The sequence below is a fragment of the Halochromatium glycolicum genome (assembly GCF_016584085.1).
Lineage (GTDB): Bacteria > Pseudomonadota > Gammaproteobacteria > Chromatiales > Chromatiaceae > Lamprobacter > Lamprobacter glycolicus.
In genome coordinates this window covers 15086-41031 of the sequence record NZ_NRSJ01000045.1, presented here as the reverse complement: position 1 = coordinate 41031, position 25946 = coordinate 15086, and the positions used below count along the sequence as shown (strand labels likewise).

Below are 25946 nucleotides of genomic sequence, written 5' to 3'. Positions count from 1 at the left end.
TGAGTCCAGGTTGCGTCTAGAACTCTTCGTCGCCCCCGAAGAAGTCGCCGAAGAAACCGCTGTCTTCCTCCGGCGGTGCCTCCATCGGCTCATCAACCATCGGTTCATCGGCGGGCGGCTCCAGGCCCTCGTCGGCGGGCGCTGCGGTCTCGGCGGCCTCGCTGTCGTCGGCGAACATCCCGGTGACGGCATTGGCGAGCAGCACACCACCGGCGACCCCCATCGCGGTCTGCATCGCGCCAGCCATGAAGCCGCCGCCGCGGCCAGCCGATGCGGCCTGGCCAGATGTCCCTGGTGCCATCCCTGAGCGGGCGACGGCCGGATCGGTGGGGTTGGTCCAGCCTGAGCGCTTGGATTGGGCTGCGGCCGTCGCGGATGGTTTCGCACCGGGCGGAGGCGGGGGCGCCGTCGGCTTCGCCTGCGGGGCACCGCCGAACAGCCCGCCGAGGAAACCGCCCGCTGAGGTCTGTGGCCGCTCGGCCCGCTCCTTCTCGAGCTGCTCGACCCGGTCTTGCAGGTTGCGCAGGCCTTGCTCCTGTACCAGCACGACCTGGGCGAGCAGATAGGAGGCCGAAGGTTGCTTGGCGATGTGCTCCTGGATCAATGCCTCGGCCTCCGGATCGCGCGCTTCGCCTTGCTGCTCGGCTTGGCGCAAGCGGTCGAACAGGCCATCGATCATCTCACGTTCTTGTTGGTTCAACGCTTCGTTACCTCAGTCTGGTGACAACGCTGTTTTGCTCTGCCCCGAAAGCGTTAGGGCACTGGCGCTCGCATGCAAGTGGCGCCAGGTGCCTGCTCGCTGTTTCCGGCTTCGGGTGCGATAGCTTGTCTTGCGCGCCGGCGGTGCCGGGCTCGACCTCGAGACCGCGGTGGATCAGAGCGGATCGATCAGCAGTCGCTCGCAAGCGCGTCTGTTGGCCGCGGGTGATCGGCTCTCGGGGTTCGGGGTTCTGGGTTCGGGGTTCTGGGTTCGGTGCAGGTTCAGCCGAGTGCCATCTCGTCGTAATAGCGCGCGCGGTAGAGTAGCCTCGGCGTGGCGCCATCGGTGAAGCCACTTCGGGTATGCAGGACGTTGGTGGAGATCAGACCCCAGCCGGATTCCAGCCGACCGCTCAGGTGCCAGGGCGTGTCGCGATGGAGCACATCCTTGAGATAGGCCACGGCCTCGGTGGTGAGTGGATCGTTGCGCCAGACGACGTTGCGCGGGCGATTGGTGTAGCGCATGTGCAACCTTCCGCTCGGGCTGACCGAGAAGACCGGGCCGGTCCGATCCGGGCGTACTTGCTCACCGTCGCGGTAGCTGGCTGGAATGGTCATGCAGTCGGGGTGCATCAGCGCACGGATGTAATCTGGGGACTGATCTCGGACCAGGATGTAGGCGATCTCGTGGTCCAGCAGATCGTTGGCGCCGCCGTCCGCGGCTGGGTGCACGCAGTGCAATAACAGACCGCGGATCTGCTGCTCCGGCGCATTGTAGTAGCCATCGGTATGCCAGGCGATGGGCCGGTTGGAGTAGGGGATGAAGTCGCGGTGATCGGTATCGGTCTGTACCGTCAACGAGGTAATCGCATCCTCGTCGGCGCCGCGATTATGGTCGAGCCGATGCAGGCCGAAGGCCGAGCCGAGGGCGGTCGGGATCGCCTTGTCGGGATCATCGCCGGTCTTGCCGACGTAGATGGCCATGTTTGCGCGTTGGCAACGCTCCAGGATTGCATCGTGCTGGGCAGGTGTGAGTCGGCGCGGATCTTCGACCTCGACGACGAGCGCGCTCAGCTCAGTGGGTGCTGCGGCCAGCTTGGCATCGCGCCAGCGCCGGTAGGCGGTATCGGCCGCCAGATCGAACGGGGAATCGGACACGGAATGCGCTCGTCAAAGACTGCTTTCGGTGAAAACGAGGCGCGATTCTCGCACAATCGTTACGGCTTTTCCCGTTCATCAGCGCGTCTGAAGCCCCGCAGCGAGCCCGGGGTTGCGCGCGATGAAGGTGCGTAGCGCGGCCAGAGCCCGCCGGCGTGACGGACGCATGCGTAGCGGATCGCTTGCGCAGGGCTGGCAGCGGACATGCTCGAGGTAGGCGGCATCTGCGCCATGCTCGAGCAGGCCGGCTAAGATCAGTTCGTGGTACCAGTCGTAGGGCTTGAGCATCGCGTCGATCGCGTCTTCGATGGCGCGATAGGTCAGGCACCGGGTCGCTGTGCCGTCGAGGTCGACCTCGATCTCGGTGCGGCGATAGCCCGGGCCTTCGAACCGGTCCAGGGTCGGCAATTGTGCCTCGGCGAGGCGATAGACGACGCCGAACACCCGATCGGATGCCGTCGCCGGTACGATATCGCCCTTGCCGGATGCGTCCGCGCCGCGCTTATGGAACGCGAGTCGCCAGCCCCGCAGCTCCGTCGTGCCGAGCACCTGCGCCGAATCGGTGCGCGCCTGCAGGCGGGTGCTCAACATATTGGAGCCGAAGGCGAGGTAATGAACTGTCGCTTCTCGGTTCAACGCTCGGCGGTAATCTGCTGGCCGGTGTTGGCTTCAAGGGCGAGCCGCCCACCCGCATCGATCCCACCCGCATCGATCTCGAAGCGGGCGACCTGCTGCAGCAGCTCGAGGAACTGCTGCTCGACCTCCATCTGCGGCTCCGGGCAGGCCATCATGGTGCCGGCGAGGGTGCCGAAGGCTATCCCTTCACCGGTCAGCTCATAGCCTCCCATGAAGCGATTACAGCCGCTGCTGCCGGCCACGCGGTCGTTCTCGAGGAACTGCAGCGTTACAGTGACCTCATCTGGAACCGCTTCGCCACCGATGGTCTTCACCGTCCATTCGGCCCCTTCGATTAGGTCGCGAGGGTCTCCTCCGCACCCCTGCAGGCGTCGCTCATCGGTCTCGACGACGACGCTGGCCGGATGCGGCATGCCGGTCATATCGTCGCGACAGAGCTGTTCGCGCACCGTGACGGTTATGCCTGCGTCAGGCAAGACATAGCGGGTCGCGCCGTTGTCCTGCTGCGGGGGCGGCAGTGCGGTCTCGATCTCGCGCGTCCCATAGTCGAGGCTGAGCCGGATCTGTCCGCCGTTGAGCTGCAGCGTCCAGCCGGGCTCGTTGCCGCTGGCCGAGAAGGGGTCAGGCTCCGCGGGTACTGCCGGGACGCATTCGGGCAGCAGCTCGCCTTGCAGGCCGACCAGGGCCGTATTGCCCTTCGACCAGAAGAAGGTACCCGGGTCACCCTTCGCTTCAAAGCGGGCGCCGGAGGCCGCTACCGCCGGGTGCAGATCGATGGTCTCACCGTCGACGCGCAGGCGCGCGTGGTCGTCGATGAATCCGATCTCGACCTCGGTCTCGCCGCAGACCATGCGGGAGCCAAAGCCAATGGGCTTGAACTGATGCAAGCGCATCTCGCCGACATCCCTCGGCTCGGTGCCGGCAGCGACGGCCAGCGGATCGCTCAGCCAGGTTGGGCGGCCATGGCTCCAGATTGCGCCGCGTAGCTGACCGCTGGTATCGATTGGCACCCGCAGAGCGAAGGGCAGTGGGATCTGGCGCCCCTCGGTCGGGAAGCGGGAATCGGCGCGGACGCGGCCCTGCTCGTCGCGAAATTCCACCACGGCGACACTGTCTGGCGTCAGTGCGATCCGCTGCAGATAGAAGAGCTCACCGGTCAGGGTCCGCATCCCATCATCGCCTTGAGCCATGCCACTGGCGGCGAGCAGGATGAGGCTGAGCAGGAAGACAGGCAGGTACATCAGGGTCGGCTCCGAGGTTTGGCTAGCTCGAGCCGATGCTAATCGCTCGCATCACGGCTGAACAGTGCCGGCGTGCAGTCAGAACTGAGCTTTGGCTCTGCGTCCGAGTCCGGGTCTTGATGCCAGTGCAGGCCCGCCTCGGCACTGCGCTCGAGCTCGGCGATCACCTGCGCGCCGAGTAGCAAGATGGCCGCGGCGGCCTCTAGATAGAGCAGCAGGATGACCACGGTGCCGAGCGAGCCGTAGACGAGGTTGACCATCGAGACCTTGGCGAACCACCAGACCAACGCAAGCCGGATGAGCTCCGAGAGCGCTGCCGCGACCAATCCGCCGACCAAGGCGCGACCGGTATGGATCGGCACCACCGGCAGGATCTTGTAGACCGAGGCGCAGAGCACCGCGACGCCCAAGAAGCTCGACGCCCAGAGCCCGAATACGGCCGCGGCCGAGAGCGGCAAATGCACGCCCAGCAGACTGAGATCGAGCCTGTCCATCGCATTGAAGAGTGCGACCAAGCCGGTCAGCCCGAACAGCGCGACGCCGAGCGCGGCAACGTAGAGGTAGGGCAGGAGCACAGCGACCCAGAAACGCCGCGACCTGGAGCGCCGATGGCGATGGAAGATGATCGCGAAGGCATCATCGAGCATCCGGAATGCAAGGGAGCTGAAGAACAGCATGACGCCGAAGCCGACCCAGCCGATCATCTGGCGTTGGGCGAGGAGCGAGCGCAGGGATTCCATGAGCAGCTCTGAGCGCCCCGGCGTCAACAAGCGCGCCTGCAGGGCGATCACCTCGAGCAGCCGCTCTTCGCTGACCACGTGCGAGAGGGTGACCGCCAGCACTGCGAACAGCGGGATGATCGACAACAGGATGTTGTAGCCGACACCGCCCGCGAGCAGCAGGCCCCGATTACGGCTGAAGTGCTGCAGGACACGCCGGACGAAGCACAGCAGGCAATTGATCAGCGCGATGGTCGAGCGTGCATCAGTCTGCGGCATCATGAGGTTCGCTTTCCCATCGCTGGTCGGCTGCGGGCGCCGCTGCCATCTGAACCGGCTTGGAGCTTTGCATCGGTGTGTCGTCCTCTCCGCAGTGGGGGTCCGGGCTTGTGCGAGTGTGCAACGGCTTGTGTTGGCAAAGGAAGCATGATGATCGGATCGCTGGGCGGGAGGGCCCACAGCCAACGGCTTTCGACGCGAATGGCGAACAGTATTCGCAACTCGGGCGCGTCTGGCCTGTCGGATGCCTGAACGACGGCAACTGTGAGGGTCGATCATTGGCGAAGATGAAGCTCACCCGCCGACGCTTTCTGCAACTTGCCACCGCCGCGTTGGCGGCGAACGGCTATCCAGTCTCGGCCTCGTCCGCTGCACTTGCGCTGACCAAGCCGATCCCGAGCAGCGGCGAGCGGGTGCCGGTCGTCGGCATGGGCACCTGGATCACCTTCAATGTCGGCGATGATCCGGATGCCTTGGCAGTCCGAACCGAGATCCTCCGCGCCTTCTTCGCAGCCGGCGGCGGCATGATCGATTCCTCGCCGATGTACGGCTCGGCGGAGGCGGTGCTCGGCCATGTGCTGCCGCGGCTCGACCAGACCCAGGGCCTGTTCTCGGCGACCAAGGTGTGGACCAGTTCCGGTCGGGCCGGACCGAGCGAGATCGCCGAATCACAAGACCTCTGGGGCGTGGATCGGTTTGATCTGCTCCAGGTCCATAATCTGCTCGCTTGGTCCGCGCATCTGGAGACGCTGAAGCAGATGAAGGCCGAGGGACGGGTACGCTACATCGGGGTGACGACCTCGCACGGGCGGCGGCATGCCGAGCTCGAGCAGGTGATGCGCGATGAGCCAGTCGATTTCGTTCAGCTGACCTACAATATCGTCGACCGTGAGGCCGAGCAAAGGTTGCTTCCGCTGGCCCAGGAGCGCGGGATTGCCGTCATCGCCAACCGGCCGTTCCGGCGCAAGGCGCTCATCCATCGAGCCGAAGGCCATCCTCTACCGAGCTGGGCCGCCGCGATCGGCTGCAAGACCTGGGCACAGGCCCTGCTGAAGTTCATCGTTTCTCATCCGGCCGTGACCTGCGCGATCCCGGCGACCAGCCAGGTCGCGCACATGCGGGAGAATATGGCCGCTGCCACGGAGCCTCTGCCCGATGCGGCGCTGCGCCGCCGGATGGCCGCCGACTTCGCAGCGCTCTGAAAGACGGCCGAAATCTGGCTTGCCGAGTCACCAAGCGGGCGTTGAGCAATGGCTGACTGGCTGAGCTACTCGATCACCGACTTTCTGCCGTTCACGCAGGAGACCTTCCTGCGCCTGGCCGAGCGCTACAACCTGCGCTTTGGTCTCGCCGTGATCGTTGGCGGTTTCAGTGGCATCCTGTCGCTGTGGCTGCTGTGGCAGCCTAGACGCTGGCGCCAGCGGGTCGTGCTCGCCGCCTTCGGAGCGAGCTGGCTCTGGATCAGTTGGGCCTACCAGATCGAGATGCTGGCGCCACTGCTCTGGGCGGCCGAGCTCTTCGCGCTCGCCTTCGCGTTACAGAGCGGGTTGCTGCTGGCCGCTGCAGCCTTGATGTATCCGGAGCCAGCGCCGCGCTTGGTGACGGATCGGCTCGGTCCGGGCCGATGGCTTGGCTACGGCATGCTGACATTCGCGGTGCTGGTGCTGCCGCTCGTCGAACTGGCAGCTGGCCGAGCGTGGTCCATGGTTGCGCTGTTTGGCACCGCCCCGGATACGACGGCGATCGGGACGCTCGGCCTCGCCGCGCTGATGGCCCCAAGGCTGCGGCTGCTGTTGATGCCGGTGCCGATCCTCTGGTGCCTGATATCGGCCGTCTTGCGGCTGGGACTGATTGATCCGCTGTGGTTGGTGCCAGGGCTGGCCGCGGTGGTCGGCATCATCGTGATTGGTCTTGACGCTTGGACCAGACGAACTCATCGGCAATGACAGCGTTGGCTGAGCCTGTCCAGCTTGCGGCGGGATGGGCGCGCGAGCGACAGACTGCCGTTCATGCCATTCAGTGGGGATCCTTCGAGATCCTCACCGCAGCGCGAATGCCACCGGCAAGCTGATGGTCAGGCTGTCACGGCCTAGGCTCGCCGGAATCCTCGGCAGCGGGGAAGCGCGATCCAACATCGCTTGGGCTTCAGAATCCAGCAACGGATGACCAGAGCTCTGAGTGATGTGCTTGGCCAGCACCCGCCCGCTGCGTGAGACGGTGAAGGTCACCTTAACAGTCCCTTCCTGGCCGAGACGGCGTGCCTGCAACGGGTAGCGTTTGTGCCGTGCGAGCCAGGTCGCGAGCCGACCGTAGTAGTTGCGGGCGTCGGCTTTGCTGCTGCCGCCTCCGCTGGGACGGTTTCCACTTCCACCTTTGCCTCGGCCGCCGTCGCTGCCATCCGCTCGGCCGCGGCTCCCTTCATGCTGACCGTCTGCGCCGCCGTGCCCGGCTTCTGGCAGGGTCGAAGCAGGGGTGGAGCTGGTGGTCCTGCCTGACTGCGGCGCAGTGTTGGCTGACGTGCTGCGCAAGGTGCTCCGGCGACCGGCGACCTCGGTGCGGGCCGTCGCTATGGCCTCCTCGCGATGGTCATCGCTTGTCGTGCTGCGCCGCAGCGGCTCGGTACTCAGCTCGCGTTGGTGCGGCCTCTGCTGATGTGCAGATGCCGCTGGCGGTTCGCCCACCTGTCGGGTCGGCGCTGGCTTCTCAGATAGCTCGGGTCTTGGCGCTCGCATCGGCTTGGATGCTGGCCTGGGAACAGGCCTGTTGGGGGCCGCCTTAGCAACGAGCTGCTCGTTCGGGGGTCGGGTCTCGACTCGGTCCTCAGTAAGGCGCTCAACGGGGTGGTCCGAATCCAGCTCGGCGCTCAGCGCCTCAGCGCCCAGCGGCTCAAGGGCCTGAGTAATCTCGTTGCCGTGCTCGGCCGGCACCGGCCGCAGCGCACCGCCGCCCTGCTCAGCATCCGACCCGCGCGGCGCTGGGTGGTCGCCCGTACCGAGCTCGAGCCGGATGCCGTTCGGCGCCGCAGCGATCGGCATCGTTGCCTGCACCAGCGCATAGGCGAGCGCTGCATGCGCAAGGCCAGCAATCAATAGAGCGACCAGCCATTGTCGGGGGGTGATCTCCATGCTGATACCCCGTTCAGCGCGCAGCGGGCTGTGACAGCAGCTGCACCTGCTCGACCCCGGCCGCGCGCAGCTGATCGAGCAGCTGGCGCAGCTGCCGATGGCGTACCTGGGCATCCGCTTTCAGGGTGACGGTTGGCGCGGTGGAAGCCGCGTCAGTGGAGACTGTTTCCGGCGCGCTGGAGCCGCCTGCCTGTTGCTGGGTTGCGCGCCAGGCGGCGAGGCGCTGACTGATCCGTTCAGCGAGCACCTCATCGGCGAGCACCTCGCCGTCTAAAGCCACTCGGCCGGACGCGTCGAGCAGGACCAGGATTGCGCCGGTACTGTCCGACTGGCCTTGGTCCGAGCGGGGTGGCTCGATACGGAGGGCGTCCGGCGCGCGCACCTGTCCGGCAAGCATGAAGAAGATCAGCATCAGGAACACGACATTGATCAACGGGATCAAGGTGTCTTCGAGGTCGCGTGGCTGATGAGGTTCGTTGAATCGCATAACGCTGGTATCAATCGACGATTGAGTGTAGCGGCTACTGCAGCCGCAGGATCGTCACGCCGGCGGCAGCGACCCTGTCGAACACACCTAGGGTCGTCTGCAATGGCACCTGATCGGCTGGTTGCAACAGCACGCGCAATGTTGGTGCGCGCTCCAGCCAGCCGCTGAGCGCTGGCTCGAGCTCGCCTGCGGGGATCGGCTCGCCGTTCAGATCGAGCTGCCCATCGGCATGGATGCGCAGGAGCAACGCTGGGGTCGGGGTCGCCGCCTGGGCACGCGCGGGCGCATCGACCGGAATGGCGTCGAGCTGAGTCAGGCGTGAGGCGAGCATGAAGAACAGCAGTAGGATGAAGACCACGTCGATCAGTGGGGTGAGGGTGATCAGGCGCCGGCGCGGTGGCCGCGGCAGTTCAAAGTGCATGACGGATGCCGGCGGTGGTGGGCTCCTTCGGGATGGCCTCTTTCGGGGCGAGGCCTGGGCTCCTGATGGAGTTGGCAGAATCCGGCCTGCGAGGCTCGACAATGCCGCGGGTAAAGACCCGCGTCAGCGCATCCTCCATCTGATGACCGCAGCGCTCGACCCGCCGTTCGAGCCAGCTATGCAGCAGGACGACCGGGATCGCGACGCCGAGACCGGCCGCGGTCGTTAGCAGGGCCTGCCAGATCCCCCCCGACAAAAGGGCAGGATTCACCTGGCTGCCGGCCAGCTCCAACTGGCGGAACGCCTCGATCATCCCGAGCACGGTGCCGAGCAGCCCGAGCAGCGGACTCAGGGCCGCAATCACCTCGAGCGCCCTGAGCCAGGCACGCAATTGCTCGAGCTGAGCGGTGGCGAAGCGGGTCAGCTCCTCGCGCAGCAATTGGATATCGACGCTGGGCAAGGCCAGTCCGCGGAAGGCCTGTTCCAGTAACCGTGCGGTCGGCTGCGTGCTGCCCTCGACTGCGGCGAGCGCCTTGCTCGGGGCGTACTGGTACCAAAACCGCAGCGCGCGATCGGCTGGCTCGCTGGCATTCAGGCGCAGGCGCGCGAACTGCCACAGCTTGACCAGCAGGATCGACAGGGCGGCGACCGACAGCAACGCGAGCACGAGCAGCACGGGCCCGCCATTCCCCAAGGTTTCACCGAGCATGCCTGCTTCCGGTGAGCCTGTAGAGGCTCCGATTCCGTCGGCGAGCTCGGTGGCGACGGTTCCGGACCCGGCCGGCGAAGGCGACGCCTCGGGGGAGGAGGCCGGGATGCTTGCACCACTATCGATCGCCTGTGCAGAAGGATTCAGCGCATCTGCTGGCGCCGAATCTGCTGCGCGCTGGGCGGTGGGTATCGCCGGATCGGTGTTGATCTCGGGCTCCGTTCCGGGTGGGGCCGGACTGCTCGTTGCCGTCGCCTGGCTCGCTGATGGTGTCCCAGCGCTGTCTGTCATTTGAACAGCTCGACCTCGAGCTTCGTCGATAGCTCGAGCTGAGAGACCTCATTGGGTAATTCACCCTCGGGGCCGGCGAGCTCGAGCAGGTCATTGACGAGGATGCGACCCATCTCGTCGCACTGGGTGTCAGCCAGATCGAACAGCTTGACGCTGGTCTTGTCGGCGGCGATTGGCGCCGCATCCAGCGTCAACCGGCGTTGGATAAAGCCCTGGTCATCGAATAGCACCAGCTCGAGCTGCAACGCCTCCAGGGGGGTGCCGAGACCGTTCTGAAAGACCAGGTAGACGCGGCAGGAGCCGTCGAGTTGTTCGAGCCGATTCAGCTCGACGCCGAGGCGGCCGGGCTCGTCAGACGCGCTCGCCTCCTGGGCTGGGCCGGCTTCGTCCGGCTCAGCCGACTGTTCGGGTGCGGCGTCTTGCTTGGACGTGGCGCTCTCTTCTGATGGGCTGCTCTGTTCGGCCCCGCCGCCATTGTCGTTGGGGGCATCTTCAGCGAGGCTGACGAGCGGGAACATGAGGATCAGACCGGCGATCAGACCGGCGATGAGACCGGCCGGGCCGCTAAAGGGACTGCGGTGATGTTCGGCCGGACGCGGATTCGGTTCTAGAGGATTCGGAGTCGACATGATTGGATTCCGTCATCTTGAGGTTGAGGTCAAACCGAGCCGGAGCGGCCCGGCCCGGGCGGGTTCAATGGCCGTCCTATCGCTGCCATTATCGCGCGGGCGTTCGTTTGCGGTACAACCGGTGCGGGGATTTGAGCGCGCGCCCCCACACAAGGGGCATGAAGATGTTTAGCACCGCGACGCGGCTCTGGTTCCAACGCCACTTCGACGCCCCGACCGAGGCGCAGTCGCTCGGCTGGCCGATCATCGCCGCCGGGCAGCATGTCCTGATCACGGCGCCGACCGGCAGCGGCAAGACACTGGCGGCCTTCCTGTGGGCCATCGACCGGCTGATGGCGGCGCCAGACCGCAGCGCTGAGGGATCAGGCCGTGCTGCCACGGCCTCGTGCGGCAATGCCCCCGACGCTCCGGACCGGTCCCGCTGTGATCCGGCCGACGCCACCTCGCAAGACGGCGCCCCTGGTACCCGCGTGCTCTACCTGTCGCCGCTGAAGGCGCTGGTCGTCGATATCGAGCGCAACCTGCGCGCACCGCTGGCCGGGATCGCGCGGACCGCAGCGGCGGAAGGGCTCGCGGCGCCCGAGCACTCAGCCGGCCCCTCGGTCGCGATCCGCACCGGGGATACGCCTGCGCTAGAGCGACAACGCCAGCTGCGCGAGCCGGCCGAGATCCTGGTCACGACGCCTGAGAGCCTGTATCTGCTGCTCGGCTCGCGGGCCGCCGAGACCCTGAAGACGGTCGAGACCGTCATCGTCGACGAGGTCCACGCGCTGGCGGCGACCAAGCGCGGCGCCCATCTGGCCTTGTCGCTGGAGCGGCTCAGCGCGCTGGTGGCCGCCTCTGGCCGCCGCGATCCGCAGCGGATCGGGCTGTCGGCGACGGTGCAGCCGCTGGCCGAGGCGGCACGCTGGCTTGGCGGCGATCGACCGGTCGCGATCGTCGATGCTGCGAGCACACCCAGGCTCGACCTACGCGTTAGCGTACCGGTGCCGGACATGGAGCGTCCAGTCCCGTTAGCCCCAGTTCAACTCGCCTCCGAGTCCTTCGAGGAGCCTTCGCGCGAGCTTCAGCTGGAGCCCGACCCCGATCCCGAGGGCGGGCCGATCCTCGGCGAGCTCTACCGGCGAGAGCAGCAGCACCCGAGTGAGAACCGGCTCGCCGAGAAGGGGCTCTGGTCGGCGCTCTATCCGGCATTGCTTGCCGAGATCCTGGCGCATCGCTCGACGATCATCTTCGTCAACAGTCGCGGGCTCTGCGAGCGTCTGGCGCAGCGTCTTAACGAGCTGGCGGCCGAGATGGACGCGCTCGGCGACCGCCCCCCTGGGCTCGAGGATGCGGCAGCGCTGCGCGACCCGACCGAGCGAGCGGCCAATGATCAGGGCGGCGCCCCACCCCGGAGAATCCCACCCGCGCAGCCGGTGCTTCAAGGTAACAGCGCGGCGGATGAGCGCCCTGTCCCGGAGCTGGTGCGTGCCCATCACGGCAGCGTCAGCCATCAGCAACGTGCTGAGATCGAGGATGCACTGAAGCAAGGGCGTCTGCGGGCGATCGTCGCGACCAGCTCGCTCGAGATGGGTATCGACATGGGCGCCGTCGATCAGGTGCTGCTGGTCGAGTCGCCGGGCTCGGTTGCGCGCGGATTGCAGCGGGTTGGGCGCGCCGGCCATGGCGTCGGCGAGGTCAGCACTGGGCGCCTCTTTCCGAAGTATCGCGGCGATCTGCTTGAGTGCGCGGTGATCGCCGGCCGGATGCGCGAGGGCGTGCTCGAGCCGCTGCAGATTCCGTGCAATGCGCTCGATGTCCTGGCGCAGCAGCTCGTCGCCCATTGCGTCAGTGCCCCACGGCAGGTCGACGAGCTGCAGGGCCTGGTCAATCGCGCCGGTCCCTATCGGGCGCTGAGCAGGGAGGCGTTGGTGGCGGTGCTCGAGATGCTCGCCGGCAGCTATCCGGCGAGCGACTTCGCCGATCTGCGTCCGTTGCTGAGCTGGGATCGCGCTGCCGATGTCCTCAGCCCCCGCAAAGGGGCGCCGATGGTCTCGCGGCTGAACGCCGGCACCATCCCGGATCGCGGTCTCTACGGGGTGCATCTGGGGCTGGAAGGGCCGCGCATCGGCGAGCTCGACGAGGAGATGGTGTTCGAGACCCGCGCCGGCGAGTGCATCCTGCTCGGCGCGAGCAGCTGGCGAGTCGAGGAGATCAGCCGCGATCGGGTCATCGTCTCGCCGGCCCCGGGCGAGCCGGGCAAGTTACCATTCTGGCGCGGCGACGGACCCGGCCGACCGGTCGCGCTCGGGCGGGCGGTTGGGGCCTTCTGCCGCGAGCTCAGCGCGTTGGCGAGCAGCGCCGGAGCGACAGCGCAGAGGACAGCTCAGGCGACGGCGCAGGCGACAGGTTACGCAACGGCCCAAACGACAACTCAGACGGCGGTGCAGGCGACAGGTCGGGCAACGGCCCAAACGACGGCGCAGACGCCAGTTCAGACGCAGGCAGCAGAATGGATTCGCCAACGGACGCCGCTGGACCCGATGGCCGCCGATAATCTGGCCGCCTACATCCAAGACCAGCGCGAGGCGACCGGCGAGGTGCCGAGCGATCGCACCATCGTGGTCGAGCGTTTCCGCGACGAGCTCGGCGATTGGCGCGTCTGCATCCTGACGCCGTTCGGTGCGCCGGTGCATGGCCCCTGGGCGATGGCATTGCAGTGGCAGCTCGAGCGCCGGGAGGGCTTCGAGGTCCAGGTCATGTACACCGATGATGGGATCGTGCTGCGTCTGGCCGATGGCGATGCGCTGCCAGAGCTCGCCGAGCTGCTGCCGGACCCGGATGAGATCGAGGATCGGGTCACCGAGCAGCTCGCCGACACCGCGCTGTTCGCGAGCCTGTTCCGGGAGAACGCCGGCCGCGCCTTGCTCCTGCCGCGGCGCTCGGCCAAGGGTCGGCAGCCGCTTTGGGCGCAGCGACTCAAGGCGCAGAACCTGCTCGCGGTGGTGCGGCGCTATCCGGCGTTTCCGATCCTGCTCGAGACCTACCGCCAGGCCCTGAGCGACCGGTTCGATCTGCCCGGCCTGAGGGAGGTCCTGAGCGCTGTGCGCTCGCGCACGATCCGTGTGCACGAGGTCGAGACCCGCAATGCCTCGCCGTTCGCGCGCTCGTTGGTCTTCGCCTATGTCGCCGCCTACATCTATGAGCAGGATGCGCCGCTGGCCGAGCGCCGTGCGCAGGCGTTGACGCTCGATCGCGGCCTGCTCGCCGAGCTGCTCGGCGAGGCCGAGCTGCGCGCGCTGATCGATCCGGAGGTGTTGGAGGCGCTCGAGCGCGAACTGCAGCACTTAGGGCCTCTAGAGCCTGATACTGAGGCGTGGACCGATCGAACCAGTGGCAAGGCCGGGGAGGGGGCTTGCGGGCAGGAACCGGATGCGGCTGACGAGGCAGCAGCGGACAGCGAATCAACGATTGCGGCTCGGCCGGATTGGCCCGCGAGCACGGCGGGCACGCGCCGCAAGCGAGCGGCCGGCCGGATCGAGGTGCCGGATCGCCGCGCGCGCGATGCAGATGAACTGCACGATCTACTGCGGCGACTCGGCGATCTCACCGCAATGGAAGTGATTGACCGGTGCAACTCTGGACGCTTGGCTGGGCGACGGAGCGGTCGGCTTGCTGATGGTCCCGGCCGAGCCGAATCGTATCCGGATGAGGCGCGCCGTCCAGGGCAGAGCGCGGTCCTCGCGTCGCTCGCAATAGAGGACAACGGCTGCTGCGCAGCGAAGATTGCAGGGACGGTGGACGATGCTTCGGTTGCCAATGCCAATGCCAATGCCAATGCCAATGCCAGTGCTGATGTACTTCCAAGTGCCGATGTAGCTGCCGAGGCTTTGGCTTGGCTCGAGTCGTTGCAACGGCAGCGCCGCTCGGTTCAGGTGCGCATCGCCGGCGAGGCGCGCTGGATCGCGGCCGAGGATGCCGGACTCTACCGCGATGCGCTCGGCTGCGTGCCGCCGCCGGGTCTCCCGGATGCGTTCATCATGCCGGCCGAGGCGCCGCTCGAGCAGCTCCTACGCCGATACGCGCGCACCCGCGGTCCGTTCACCAGTGCCGAGGCCGCGCGTCGCTTCGGGCTGAGGCCCGCTCAGCTCGAGCCGGTGCTGCGGCTGCTGGAAGGGCAGGGCACGCTGGCGCAGGGCGAGATCCGGCCGAGCGGCTCGGGTCCGGAATGGTGCGACGCCGAGGTCCTGCGTCAGCTGCGCCGCCGCACCTTGGCCCGTGCGCGCGACCAGGTGGCGCCGGTCGACGGCGCGACGCTGGGGCGCTTCCTGCCCGCCTGGCAAGGGATCGGAGACCAGCGGCGCGGGCCGGATCGACTGCTCGAGGCGTTGATCCAGCTCGAAGGGCTGACGGTGACCTGGAGCCAGCTCGACCGGGTCCTGCTGCCGGCACGGGTGCCCGGTTATCGCAGTGAAGACCTCGATCTGCTCGCCGCGAGCGGGCAGATCCTCTGGGTCGGGCGCGGCGCGGCCGGCCCAAAGGACGGCCGGATCGCGCTCTACCGGCCGGAGACCGCGGCGGTGATGCTCGGTGGACCGGGGGTCGAGGCAGCGATCCCCGGCCCCACGGACGCAGACGCCCCAGAAGCAGGCGTCTCGGAAGCAGGCGTCTCGGAAGCAGGCGTCTCGGAAGCAGGCCAGCAGGCAGCAGGTATCCGGTCATCGGACGCTGACCGAGGCACGAGCGCAATAGGGGCTGATGTTGCGTCGAGCGGTTCGGCGTCCGACCCAAACCACGAATCCGAGCACGCGGGGGCGATGAGCGCGCGGATCGTCGCGCATCTGCGCCGGCGCGGGGCCTGCTTCCTGTTCGAGCTGCAGCAGGTCGTCGAACGCAGCCTGGGCCTCTCGGGCCAGGGCCGGGAGCGCGCGACCTTCGAAGAGGCGCTCTGGGACCTGGTCTGGGCCGGGCGCATCACGAATGATACCTTCGCGCCGCTGCGCAGCCTGGGCGCTGGTGCTCGGGGACAGCGCGCGCCAGGTCGCACCAGTCGGCGGCGTCCAAGCTTCGGCTCGGGCAGGCGCGGCGCTGGTGGCAGCGCTGGTGGCAGTGCTGGTGGCAGTACTGGGGGCAGCGCTTGGGGCAGCGGCCGGGCGGGAACCGGCGCGGGCGTGGGCGCGGCCGGTCTGGCCGGCGGGCGTTGGTCGCTGGTCGCCGACTTGGCCGGCATTGGCATCGCACCGTTGCCAGGTTTCGAGCCCGAGGCTGAGGTGCCCGATGTGGACTCGGGCGTCCAATTCGGGCTCGGCGCTAGCGCCGGAGCCGACGCCGAGATCATGGGGCCGGGCACCAGCCGGGGCCGGATGGCGCCCGGCGGGGGCGTCGATCGCCAGGACGGCGATCGCCGAGCCTACAAGGACCGTATTCACGGCGTCCCCCGCCGGGCGCCATCCGGCCCCGGCTCGACTTCCAGAGCAGAGGCCTCAACCGAAACCGACAATCGAGGCTTCGGCGCCTCAGTGGTCTCGACCGGTTCGAGCCTCGGCTTAGGGGTGGACGACGGCACCGATGCCGATCCTGACGCCAGCCCAAGGGCGTTGGCTGAAGGCGCAGTGCGATCGCGGGCGAGCACGGAGCGCGAGCAGGCCGAGACGCGCGCGCTGACCACCGAGCGGTTGCTGCTGCAGGTGCAGATGCTGCTCGAGCGCTACGGCCTGGTCAGTCGCGAGGTGGTCGCCGCCGAAGGGCTCAGCGGCGGCTTTGGCCCTTACTACAAGGTATTGAAGCAACTCGAAGAGGCGGGCCGGGTCCGGCGCGGCTATTTCGTCGAAGGGCTCGCCGGGGCGCAATTCGCGCTCCCCGCCGCGGTCGAGCGCTTGCGCGCAGCGCGGCTCGATGAGACGCCCGTCGAGGGCTTCGGCGATGCCGATGTGCTTATCCTGAGTGCGGTCGATCCGGCCAACCCTTACGGGACACTGCTGAGCTGGCCAGAGTCGGGCGGTCGGATGCCGGAGCCGTCGGCCAGACGCAGCCGAGATGGCGGAGCTCGGCAGCTTGGCGCTGCAACCCAGCAGCGCACCGCTGGACTCGATCGGCCGCGGAGCACCGAAAAGGAGGACACCGGCGCTGATGCGGGGACGGTGGCAACCGGCGTGGCGATGGGCACGGTGCCCAAGCGGATCGCGGGCGCCTGGGTGATCCTGGTCGCCGGCAAGCCGGTGCTCTATCTGACCGCTAGCGGCAGGCAGCTGCTGACCTTTCCAGACAGCATCACCGATGGCGGCCACGAGCTGGTTCCGGCCCTCGCGGCGCTGCCGCGCGTCCCCTCGTCGGGGCGCAAGCGGCGCCTGATTCAGCATATCGACGGCATCCCGGCGCTGGAATCGCCGCTGCGTGAGGCGTTGCTCGCAGCGGGATTCGAGGTCGATCACGATGCGCTGGTGCCGGCCCATTTTGCGCCCGATGCAGCGAGCGCACGACGCACCCAAGGCCGCGATAGGCGGCATTGAGAAGGCATAAGCGACGTCCTGTACCAGAGCGGGTACCCAGTTTGTGATCAACCGCGCGTCAGCGCAGCCGCGCGACGATCATACTAGCGCCAGATGCCAATCACTATGCCCGACATCTCGGTGGCCGATACCCGGTACCCTGCCCGGTCCTCGTTGCATTTCAGGGAAAACCTGATGGCCTCATCAGGGCCATCACAAGCATCTTCCTCGCGCGGGCTTGTAGCTGATACTCAGCCGCGCTTGCCAGCGCGCAGTATCGGCCAGGAGTCGTGACGGTGGGTGACGATTGATGAAGTCAGCGATGGATCAGCCAGTTAGAATTTTGGTTGTCGACGACCATCCGGTCGTGCGGGAAGGGCTCAAGGTTCTGATCAACGGTGAGCCCGAACTCATGGTCTGCTGCGAAACGGGGAGTTTTCGCGAGGCCCAACTGCTGGCGCGTGAACATCAACCGGATGTGGTCATCGTCGACCTGTATCTGGACGACGGCAATGGACTGGATCTGATCCGACGGCTCAAGCACCAGTACCCGGCGATGCAGTTCCTGGTCTGCTCGGTTGGCGAAGAATCGCTGTTCGCCGAGCGCGCGATCAAGACCGGCGCCAAGGGTTTCATCAACAAGAAGGAGATCAGCGAGCACATCGTCCAGGCGATTCGGCAGGTTCTCGACGGCAAGATCTATGTCAGCTCGACGATGGTGCAGTCTCTGCTGAGCGACTCTGCCGAGCGCGCTTCATCGGATGGCGTTGCAATCGAAGACCTGACCCCGCGCGAATTGGATGTCTTCTTGCTGATCGGCAAAGGGGCCTCCACGGCACAAATTGCGAACCAACTGAGCGTCAGCGTCAAGACGGTCGAAACGCACCGAGAGAAGATCAAGCGCAAGCTCGGCCTGACCTCCGGGAGCGAGCTGGTGCGCTGCGCTCTGTTGTGGAACCTCGAGCAGCACTGACCAGACGTTCCGGATGACGGGGCTCGCCAGTCACCGCCGGACGCCCGACAGTCTGCTAAGAGGCCCTATCAAAACGGATGCCTGACTCGCGCAAGCCCCTGATTTGAGCGCCACAGGGGCCACTCTGCTAGGGCTTTTGAGCACCCAGATCCGCGAGGGCCTTGCCGAGCCTGGCGATCCCCTCGGCGAGGTCGGTCTCACCGAGCGCGATCGCGGTCTCCAGGTTCCCGCTCAGCTCGATCAGCTCCTGCGCACCGATCATGCACGCTGCGCCTCTGAGCTTATGCAAGCGCTGGACGGCCCCCTTCCGATCGCCGGCAGCGAGCTCCTGTCGCAAGGATTCCTGCACCCCTTCGCTTTCGGCGCGAAACAGCTTCAGCAGTCGTTCGCGCATCGCCTGCCGATTCGACGTCTCCTCGCTCGGGTGGTGGACCGAGCCGCCTCCCGTTGGTCCTTGTTCGCCGGTCGGATCGGCCTCCTCGTCGCCGGCTTCCGACCTCGGGTGCCGCACCTGCGCGATCGCCGGACCCACGCGGTCAGTGTCCACTTGCCGATCGCCGTTTGGGACCTTTTTGGTCCGGGTATAGCGCAGGATAGTGACGACGAGCTCATCGAAGAGAACGGGCTTGGCGAGCACCGCATTCATACCTGCAGACAACGCAGCCTCTTCTTCATCCGCGAGAGCGCCCGCACTGATGCCGATCACTGGGAGCTGATGCCGGCCGAAGGTCCTCCGTATCTCGCGTGTCGCCGACAAGCCGTCCAACCCCGGCATCCGCACATCCATCAGCACCGCCTGAAACGCGTCGGGTGATTGCTGGAGTGCGTGGAGCGCCTGATGGCCATCGCCGACCAACGTCGCGCGCGCGCCGTATTGCTGCAACCCCTGCATCATCACCTGCCGGCTGAGTGCGCTGTCGTCCACCACGAGCAGGTGCCAATCCTTCAAGTCCTGGCGGTCCGCGAGGCGGACCGAAATGGGCTCGGTCGGCCGGCCGCGAACGGCTTCGAGCCCGTCTGCCAAGGGCAGCTCGAACCAAAAGCGGCTGCCCTGGCCAGGCTGGCTCCAGACCCCGATCTGGCCGTCCATCAGCTCGACCAGGCGCTTGCTGATCACAAGGCCGAGCCCGGCGCCGTCAGAGCAGCGGTCGTTGCGCGGCCCGCATTGATTAAAGGGCTGAAACAGTCGCTCGATCGCATGCGGCTCGATGCCGATCCCGCTGTCCTGTACGACGAAACGCAAGCTTCCGTCTTGTGCGCCCGTCTTGCGGCTCTCGACATCGATAACAATTCCGCCCGACTCGGTGAACTTGATCGCGTTACCGATCAGGTTCGTGAGCACCTGCTGAATGCGCAACGGGTCGCCGAGGACGCCCAAGCCGGGGTTATCCGGATAGTGGATATGGAATGATAGACCCTTGTCGTGCGCCGCCGACAGCGACTGGCTCTCGATGCGCTTGAGCAGTTCGATGACGTTCACGGGCTGCGTGGTGATCGACACCTTCCCGGCCTCGATCTTGGAAAAGTCCAGAATGTCCGTGAGCAGCCCGAGCAGGGTCTCGCCGGCGTCCTCGATCTGTCCGAGCTGTTGCCGTTGCGGGGCGTTCAGTTGCCGGTCCTTGGCCAGGATCTGCGCCGAACCGAGGATGATGTGCAGCGGCGTGCGGATCTCGTGGCTCATCTGCGCCAGGAATTCGCTCTTCGCGTTGTTCGCTGCAACGGCCTCTGCGGTGCGGCGCGCGACCCGGCGCTCGAGATCCTGGTTGAGGGCGCGGATCTCGTCTTCTTTCAAACGCCGCTCGGTGATGTCGATCAGGATACTGTGGGTTCGCAAAGGGAGATTGGTGGCGTCCAGCTGACGGCGGAATGCCGCAAGGACCGTCAGCGGGCTGCCGTCTCGCTTCCTCAAGCACAGCTCGAAATCCACTTGGCCAGCCTGATGGAATCTCGCGAGATTGCGGTCGTAATGTTCCGCGTTGAAATCCCAGTAGTCGAGAAAGCTCAGCCCGAGCATCTCGACAGGACTGTCGAAGCCGAGCAGCTCCGCCATCTCCAGGTTGGCATCGATCCAACGTCCCTGGTTGTCGGTGGCGTGGTAAGCGATGGGTAGATTCTCGAACAGCTCCCGGAAGCGGCGCTCACTGACGCGCAAGCGATCCTCCGCCCGTTTCGATTCGGTGACATCCCGGGTGACACCCGCGTAGCTCAAGACGCGGCCGGCGGGGTCGAACCGTGGGAGCGCCAGCTCCTGGACCGTGCGCTCGGTGCCGTCCGGTTGCAGGATGCGGTGCTCCAGGTCGAGTGCGGTACCGGTCGCGACCGCCTGGTGCAGCGCCTTGATCATCCGCATCGCTTCTTCGAGCGGGAGGTAGCGTCGCATGACCTCGCGGTAGTTGGGCAGGGGCTGATCCTTGGCGATCCCGTAGATGCGTCGCAGCCCGTCCGACCAGGTTATTTCGCCGGTCGCGGTGGTGTATTCCCAGGACCCCAACTGTGCGATCCGCTCGCCCTCGCGCATCAGCAGGTTGAGCCGCTCGAGCTCCTGCTTGGCGATCTCCGCGGGCGTGACGTTGGTCGCAAGGCCGAGCCATTCGCTAATCTCTCCATGCTCATCGAGCAGCGGAACCACCCGCGTGCGCACATGGCCGCGACTGCCATCCTTGAGTACAACCTTGTGCTCCAACTCGAAGGCGCTCTTGTCGCGGATCGCCCTTCGAAGGGTCAGCGCGACGTGGTGCCGTTCGCTTGGAGGGATGAACCGCTCCAGCCAGCTTGCCGTCGGCTGGTGGACATCGCTGATGACATCGCGACCGATCAGGTGATACAGCCGCGAAAAATCGGGACTCATCCGAAACAGGACATCCGAGCTCGCATCCAACAAGGCGCGCAGCTGCTTTCGGCTGAAGAGCATCGCCTCTTCAGCAACCGAGCGTCGAGCGGTCTCGGTCTCCAGGGCTTCCGTCTTCTGAGCTAGCTCCCGCTCCAGCGATGCAGTCTGCACCTGCATGCTGACCAGGCGCCGTTCGAGCTGCGCACAGGTCGCTCGGAGACGCTCGTTCTCGGTCTTCAGATCACCGGTCTCGAGCGAGGCCTTCGATTCAGCCATGGTTAACTCGTCTTCGGCCGCTAGTGAACCATTCCGAGCTGAGACGCGCTGCGAGCGGGCTCGGTCCTCCGCGACTTCGCTGATCTGCAACGCTTTGCCCTGCGAGACAGATTCACTTTGCTTCTGCTGAGCTCGAGACTGTTGTTGGGCCATTGCCTCTCACCCGGTACCCGTTGGACGTGCAATAGCGGGTTGCGACCTGTCGCTGCCCCTTCTGCATGGTTCAAGTATAGGTTGGTGACGGGCTCGGCTCCGGGCAGCCGCTCACAGCGATGACGTCACCCTGGATCGGTCCTAGCGAAACCGAGTCCGAGGCCGCTGACCCAGATCCAGCTCACACCCCTTCCGGCGTTGTGCGGGATGCTGTTCGCCGCCTTTCGGTTGGGAACGGCATAGATGCTTGGGTGCCAGGACCGGATGCGGGTGGGGCGCCCCCCGCACCTGTTCGCGCTTAGATCACCTTGTTCGCGCTCAACAGGTACACGTCCTGTACGGCATGAAGCAGGCTCACGTCTTAGTGCATGGGCTTCTGTAAGGATAAACCATGTTTGCGCGCCGACAGGCATTGCCATGGATCGGAGCCCACAACGAAATCGTCATTCCGTCGTCACGCTCCACTAATAGTTGACCTATACCATCGGGTTTTGGATGCCGCAATGGGTCCGGAGCAGTCAGAGTTTTCTGTACGTTCAACACTCAAAAGGTGGAGTTGTGATGGATACCAAGACGAAGACGTTAACGGTCGACGAGGTGCTGTGGCCCGATGATGGTGAGGCGGACGCGCTGCCGGGCACGTCGGCCCGACCGAGTGCTGCAGAACCGTTTCATCGCGTTCTGAATCGCGCTGTCTCCCGCCGCGTGATGCTGAGAGGGATGGGGGCCACCGCCGCAACCATGGCGCTTGCGCCAACCTTGTTCCTGAAAGCGGAAAAGGCTCAAGCGAGGCCGGCGTTCGTTACCGCCGGTGGCCCCGGGTCGCGCTTGACCTTTGAGACCGTTCTACCCGGAAACGAATCTGACGTCGTCGTGCCGTCGAACTATGAGGTCGACATCCTCTTGCGCTGGGGCGACCCGTTAACGCCTGAGGCGCCGGAATTCGATGTGAGCAATCAGACCGGGGCCAGTCAGGCCCAGCAGTTCGGTTTCAACGCCGACTTGGTGCTTTGGTATCCGCTGCCGGAGTGGGTGGTGAGGCGAGTCATGATGCTGGGAGGCCAGCTCGACGACCGCGCGAGCCGCGTGCTTGGTTTGGTCTACCCGCGGGCAAAGGACAACTTCAGTCAGCGCGCCTTGGTGATTGTCAACCACGAGTACACGAGCGGCGACGACATGTTCCCTGGGTACGACGCGAGCAATCCGACCCAGGATCAGGTCGAGGCTGAGATCGAAGCCCATGGATTCTCGATCGTCGAACTCGAACTCGACAATGGCGGGAGGTGGCAGTTCAACCGCAACTCGCAGTTCAACCGCCGGTCGACCGGGTCTACAGCCATGGAGATCACCGGACCGCTGCGAGGCGATCTCTTAATGCAGACAGCAGCCGATCCGACGGGAATGGAGGTCTTCGGCTCGCTCAACAACTGTGCTGGCGGCAAGACCCCCTGGGGCACCATCCTGACCTGCGAGGAGAACTTCGACCAGTACTTCGCGAACTTCCCGCAGGCTGACCAGGCATACGAGCTCAGCAAGCGCATTGCCGCTCCGAGCGGTGAGAGCGGCCGGAAATGGGAGCGCTATGACTCGCGCTTCGATCTTTCACAGGACCCGCAGGAGTACCATCGCTTCGGCTACATCGTCGAGATCGATCCCTACAATCCGCGCGACAAGCCGAAAAAGCGCACGGCGCTCGGACGCTGTAAGCACGAGGGTGCCGCCGCCTCGATTGCGCCTGATGGTCGGGTCGCGATCTACTCCGGCGATGACGCCCGATTCGAGTACGTCTACAAATTCGTCACCAAGCACCCCTATGACCGCCGGAACCGTCAGGCCAATCTCAGCCTGCTCGACGAGGGGAAACTCTACGTCGCGCGCTTCGATGCTGGCGACGCGGAAGATGATGACATGGGCACCGGTGAGTGGCTGCTCGTGCATGACACCGATTTCCCTGACGCCGCGGCGCTGATCGATACCCGCGGCACCGCCGATGCCCTCGGCGCGACGCCGATGGACCGTCCCGAGGACATCGAGGTAAGCCCCAAGACCGGTCACGTGTTTATCGCACTGACGAACAATTCGCGGCGCGATGGTGATCCGGGCGATACCCGTGTCGTCAACGGCCGCGTGGTCAGCTCCGCGCCGGACGAGGCGAACCCGCGTAACGACACCTACAACGACGGCAACCCCGACAGCAACACCGGCAACCAGCACGGGCACATCGTCGAGCTGATCGAAGACGGCGACGATCCGAATTCACTGACATTCCGGTGGAACATCCTGGTCAAATGCGGCGACCCCGCTGTTCCAGCGCACCGTACCAGCTTCGGAGACATCGTCGACCCGGTCGCCGCCGGAGTGAGCCCGATCTCGGATCCCGACAACCTGGTCCACGACGATGACGGAAACCTCTGGATTGCCACCGATGGACAGTTCTTTAGTGGCGGCCCAGTTGGCTTCGGGCAAAACGACGGCATCTTCGCAGTGCCGGTTGAAGGGGAGGACCGCGGACTACTGCGTCAATTCTTGAGCGGTGTCCCCCGCGCGGAGGTTTGCGGCCCCGAGTTTTCGGGCGACAACAGGAGTTTCTTCTGCGCAATTCAGCATCCGTGGGACGGCCAGGCGTTTACGAACTTCTGGCCGCTTGACGAGGAATCTGGCAGCAGGGTCAGCAAACCGAGTCTAATCGCCGTGCGGGAGAAGGACGGGCAGAAGATCGGCAAGGGGCCAGCTTAAGACTGGAGATCCTAACGGCCGCATAGGTCGATGACGTAGCGACGGTGCATTGGGCAACTGCCCAATGCACCAGTCAAGATCGACTTCGGTTGAAGGATGGCGGATGGGACGCGGCGTTTGCGCTTTTGATTTCTCGTATGAGTGCGCTCTCGCAGCAGTTCCGCACGACACGGAACGGAGCTGTCGATTTGATACCGCTTAAGAAGAGTTTGCGTAACTACTCAGGCTGTCAGCGCCTGACGCAGAACCTCAAAGGGATTCTGCCCCTTGAGCTTGCTGGTCTCCCAGACTGAGCGCAGGACGCAGAACGCTTCCGCGCCACCGACCGCACGTAAGCCACCACTGACCTTGAGCTTCACCTTGACGGGGCGTACCAGACGCTCAGCGGCGTTGTTATCGAAGGGCACCTGCCAATCGGTGAGGAAACGCCAGACCTCGGTCTTGAAGTCACGCAAGCGCACCAGGAGGTTGGTGGCGGGGTGCTGCTTGCGCCGGCGTTTGTCATGAGGGTCGGGCGGCACGACGGGGAATGCCGCCAGCCCCCAGGCGAGGTGTTCGTCATAGCGCTTAAGCAGGGTCTCGACCTGCGTGGGGTCGACGGCATCACGCCCCTCGGCTTGGGCAGCGGCCACCGCCTCCTTGCCTTCGACCAGCAAGCGCCTGAGGGCGATCGGCCACCAATGCCCCGTGCGCTCCTCGAAGTAGCGCAGCTCACGCAGGTGATGGGCATTGCACAGGGCGTGGGAGACCCCCTCATAGGCCAAGTAGGGTTTCCAGTGATCATGCACGGCGCACCCTTTGAAGTTGGGCAGAATGCCGGCGGCCTCCATGGCCTCCTGGCCGCGCTTCTCATGGGTGCTGTAGTGAACGGCCGTCTCGCTGGCGGCCACATGCAACCAGCGCAGCTTGCCAGCGACGCGCATCCCGCTTTCATCGAAGTGACCGACCTCGGCCGCTTGGATGCTGTTCCCTGCCGCGGTGTAGGCCTCCATCAGACGCTCGCTGGCCTGCGCGATCCAACGCTGTAAGCTGCCCTCAGAGGGGCACACACCGTATTGATCCTGGAGGATCTCGGCGGTGCGCTGCAGCCCAACGAAGTGGCCGTCGATCAGGCCCACCGCATAGGCCTTGATGCGCGGACCAAAGCTGACGTTCGGTGTGATCCCAGCGGGAAACTCCCCACAGTGCACTTGACCGCAGGGGCACTCGACTTGGTGTTGGCGGTACTCGGTGATAAGGATCTGCGGCGGTGGAATATCCCACTGCTGGCGTCGCTCCTTGAGCGTGCCCGGCAAGTCCGCGAGCGCCTGTCCACAGGCACAGTGCCCGTGCGGCTTCAGGTCGACCACGGTATTCGCCTGCTCGGCCATACGGCGCGTCTGACCCTGGTGTCCCGGCTGGCCTCCGTTCGGTTTCTCACCGCGTTTGCGCGGCTGCGCCGGGCCTTTCTTCAGCCCGTCTGAGGACGGCGGTTTACTGGAGTTGCGGCTGGTCTTCTTGCGCTGGCCTTCGAGTTCTTCAACGCGTCGCTGCAGGTCGCCAAACCCGTCGAAGAGCGTCATGATCAACGCATCCTTCTCCGCATGGCTCATGCGGTCGAGTTCGGCTTGGGTGGGACGGTGCAGCGTCATGGCCTCAGCTTAGCGCGATTTGGGGGAGCCTGAGTAGTAACACCATTTTTTGCTAAACGCCGGGCCGAACGACTGGTAAGCACAGGCCAGATGCGGTGGCTCGCGCCATATTAGTGCGCAGGGCGGAAGCAGTCATCGACACCTGTCGCGAGCGCGGGTGCTCACCTTGGGACCTCTTCACTGAGGTCGTCACTGCACGCCGTCGCGGTCAGTCCGCGCCCTAGCTGCCGGCTCCCGCTTAACCGATCGGGACTGTCTCGCCTTCAAGCTGGCAGGAGCTGGGGAGGACCCATCAATGACTGTCACATTTCTTTACAACGCATCACGGCGTGTCATGCAAGTATCGAGCCTAACACTTCCGCGTCAAGGCGTTGCGAGAATGGAACACTTTTTGCGTAAACCGCAAGTGGCAGCTGATGCGCTGCCGAAGCGGGGCTCTGACCAAACAGGTCAGACGGGCCTGGAAACCTGGTTAAGATACTG

At 65.6% G+C, this 25946-nt stretch carries 17 protein-coding genes; 5 read left to right on the top strand and 12 right to left on the bottom strand.

What is annotated here, in order from left to right; translation table 11 throughout:
* Nucleotides 1–16 precede the first annotated feature (16 nt).
* The 5 genes from CKO40_RS19115 to CKO40_RS19095 all read right to left on the bottom strand — a co-directional run bounded on the left by CKO40_RS19115 (nt 17) and on the right by CKO40_RS19095 (nt 4735).
* Entirely contained in the window at nt 17–700 is a 684-nt protein-coding gene (locus tag CKO40_RS19115) for a DUF2076 domain-containing protein (protein WP_200348043.1), read from the bottom strand.
* Between the two features lie 281 nt (nt 701–981).
* Nucleotides 982–1857: a TauD/TfdA family dioxygenase gene (locus CKO40_RS19110; protein ID WP_200348042.1), complete on the bottom strand. Its 876-nt coding sequence runs from the start codon at nt 1855–1857 to the stop codon at nt 982–984.
* Between the two features lie 78 nt (nt 1858–1935).
* Nucleotides 1936–2493: a gamma-glutamylcyclotransferase gene (locus CKO40_RS19105; protein WP_200348041.1), complete on the bottom strand. Its 558-nt coding sequence runs from the start codon at nt 2491–2493 to the stop codon at nt 1936–1938.
* Nucleotides 2490–3734: an META domain-containing protein gene (locus CKO40_RS19100; protein ID WP_200348040.1), complete on the bottom strand. Its 1245-nt coding sequence runs from the start codon at nt 3732–3734 to the stop codon at nt 2490–2492. Before CKO40_RS19100 ends, CKO40_RS19105 begins: the two co-directional genes overlap by 4 nt.
* 38 nt (nt 3735–3772) lie before the next feature.
* Entirely contained in the window at nt 3773–4735 is a 963-nt protein-coding gene (locus tag CKO40_RS19095; RefSeq protein ID WP_200348039.1) for a YihY/virulence factor BrkB family protein, read from the bottom strand.
* A gap of 284 nt (nt 4736–5019) precedes the next feature.
* Between CKO40_RS19095 and CKO40_RS19090 the strand changes: the two genes are divergently transcribed.
* Nucleotides 5020–5934, top strand: a complete 915-nt coding sequence (locus tag CKO40_RS19090; RefSeq protein WP_200348038.1) for an aldo/keto reductase — start codon at nt 5020–5022, stop codon at nt 5932–5934.
* A gap of 48 nt (nt 5935–5982) precedes the next feature.
* The gene (locus CKO40_RS19085; protein WP_200348037.1) at nt 5983–6678 is read left to right on the top strand and encodes a DUF6064 family protein; all 696 of its coding nucleotides are present in this window, start codon (nt 5983–5985) and stop codon (nt 6676–6678) included.
* Between the two features lie 93 nt (nt 6679–6771).
* On the opposite strand, the gene CKO40_RS19080 is transcribed toward CKO40_RS19085, so the two are convergent.
* The 5 genes from CKO40_RS19080 to CKO40_RS19060 are packed head-to-tail and all read right to left on the bottom strand — an operon-like array spanning nt 6772 to nt 10394.
* On the bottom strand, nt 6772–7857 hold the full coding sequence (locus tag CKO40_RS19080) for an energy transducer TonB (protein WP_200348036.1): 1086 nt from the start codon (nt 7855–7857) through the stop codon (nt 6772–6774).
* A 13-nt stretch (nt 7858–7870) separates the two neighbouring features.
* Nucleotides 7871–8344 (bottom strand): ExbD/TolR family protein, encoded by a 474-nt coding sequence (locus CKO40_RS19075; protein WP_200348035.1) that lies wholly within the window; start codon nt 8342–8344, stop codon nt 7871–7873.
* Nucleotides 8345–8378: 34 nt separating this feature from the next.
* Complete coding sequence (locus CKO40_RS19070) at nt 8379–8765, bottom strand: ExbD/TolR family protein (RefSeq protein ID WP_200348034.1); 387 nt, start codon at nt 8763–8765, stop codon at nt 8379–8381.
* Nucleotides 8755–9765 (bottom strand): MotA/TolQ/ExbB proton channel family protein, encoded by a 1011-nt coding sequence (locus CKO40_RS19065; RefSeq protein ID WP_200348033.1) that lies wholly within the window; start codon nt 9763–9765, stop codon nt 8755–8757. The genes CKO40_RS19070 and CKO40_RS19065 overlap by 11 nt, the downstream gene beginning before the upstream one ends.
* Entirely contained in the window at nt 9762–10394 is a 633-nt protein-coding gene (locus CKO40_RS19060) for a hypothetical protein (RefSeq protein ID WP_200348032.1), read from the bottom strand. The genes CKO40_RS19065 and CKO40_RS19060 overlap by 4 nt, the downstream gene beginning before the upstream one ends.
* Nucleotides 10395–10558: 164 nt before the next feature.
* On the opposite strand from CKO40_RS19060, the gene CKO40_RS25465 reads away from it, so the two are divergent.
* The gene (locus tag CKO40_RS25465) at nt 10559–16885 is read left to right on the top strand and encodes an Lhr family helicase (protein WP_420827398.1); all 6327 of its coding nucleotides are present in this window, start codon (nt 10559–10561) and stop codon (nt 16883–16885) included.
* Nucleotides 16886–17186: 301 nt separating this feature from the next.
* Nucleotides 17187–17837: a response regulator gene (locus tag CKO40_RS19040; RefSeq protein WP_242477179.1), complete on the top strand. Its 651-nt coding sequence runs from the start codon at nt 17187–17189 to the stop codon at nt 17835–17837.
* 127 nt (nt 17838–17964) lie between these two features.
* Here CKO40_RS19040 and CKO40_RS19035 read toward each other — a convergent pair whose 3' ends face one another.
* Nucleotides 17965–20943: an ATP-binding protein gene (locus CKO40_RS19035; RefSeq protein ID WP_200348030.1), complete on the bottom strand. Its 2979-nt coding sequence runs from the start codon at nt 20941–20943 to the stop codon at nt 17965–17967.
* 714 nt (nt 20944–21657) lie between these two features.
* Between CKO40_RS19035 and CKO40_RS19030 the strand changes: the two genes are divergently transcribed.
* The gene (locus CKO40_RS19030) at nt 21658–23832 is read left to right on the top strand and encodes a PhoX family protein (RefSeq protein ID WP_200348070.1); all 2175 of its coding nucleotides are present in this window, start codon (nt 21658–21660) and stop codon (nt 23830–23832) included.
* Nucleotides 23833–24053: 221 nt separating this feature from the next.
* On the opposite strand, the gene tnpC is transcribed toward CKO40_RS19030, so the two are convergent.
* The gene (tnpC, locus tag CKO40_RS19025; protein ID WP_200348029.1) at nt 24054–25463 is read right to left on the bottom strand and encodes an IS66 family transposase; all 1410 of its coding nucleotides are present in this window, start codon (nt 25461–25463) and stop codon (nt 24054–24056) included.
* Between the last annotated feature and the right edge of the window lie 483 nt (nt 25464–25946).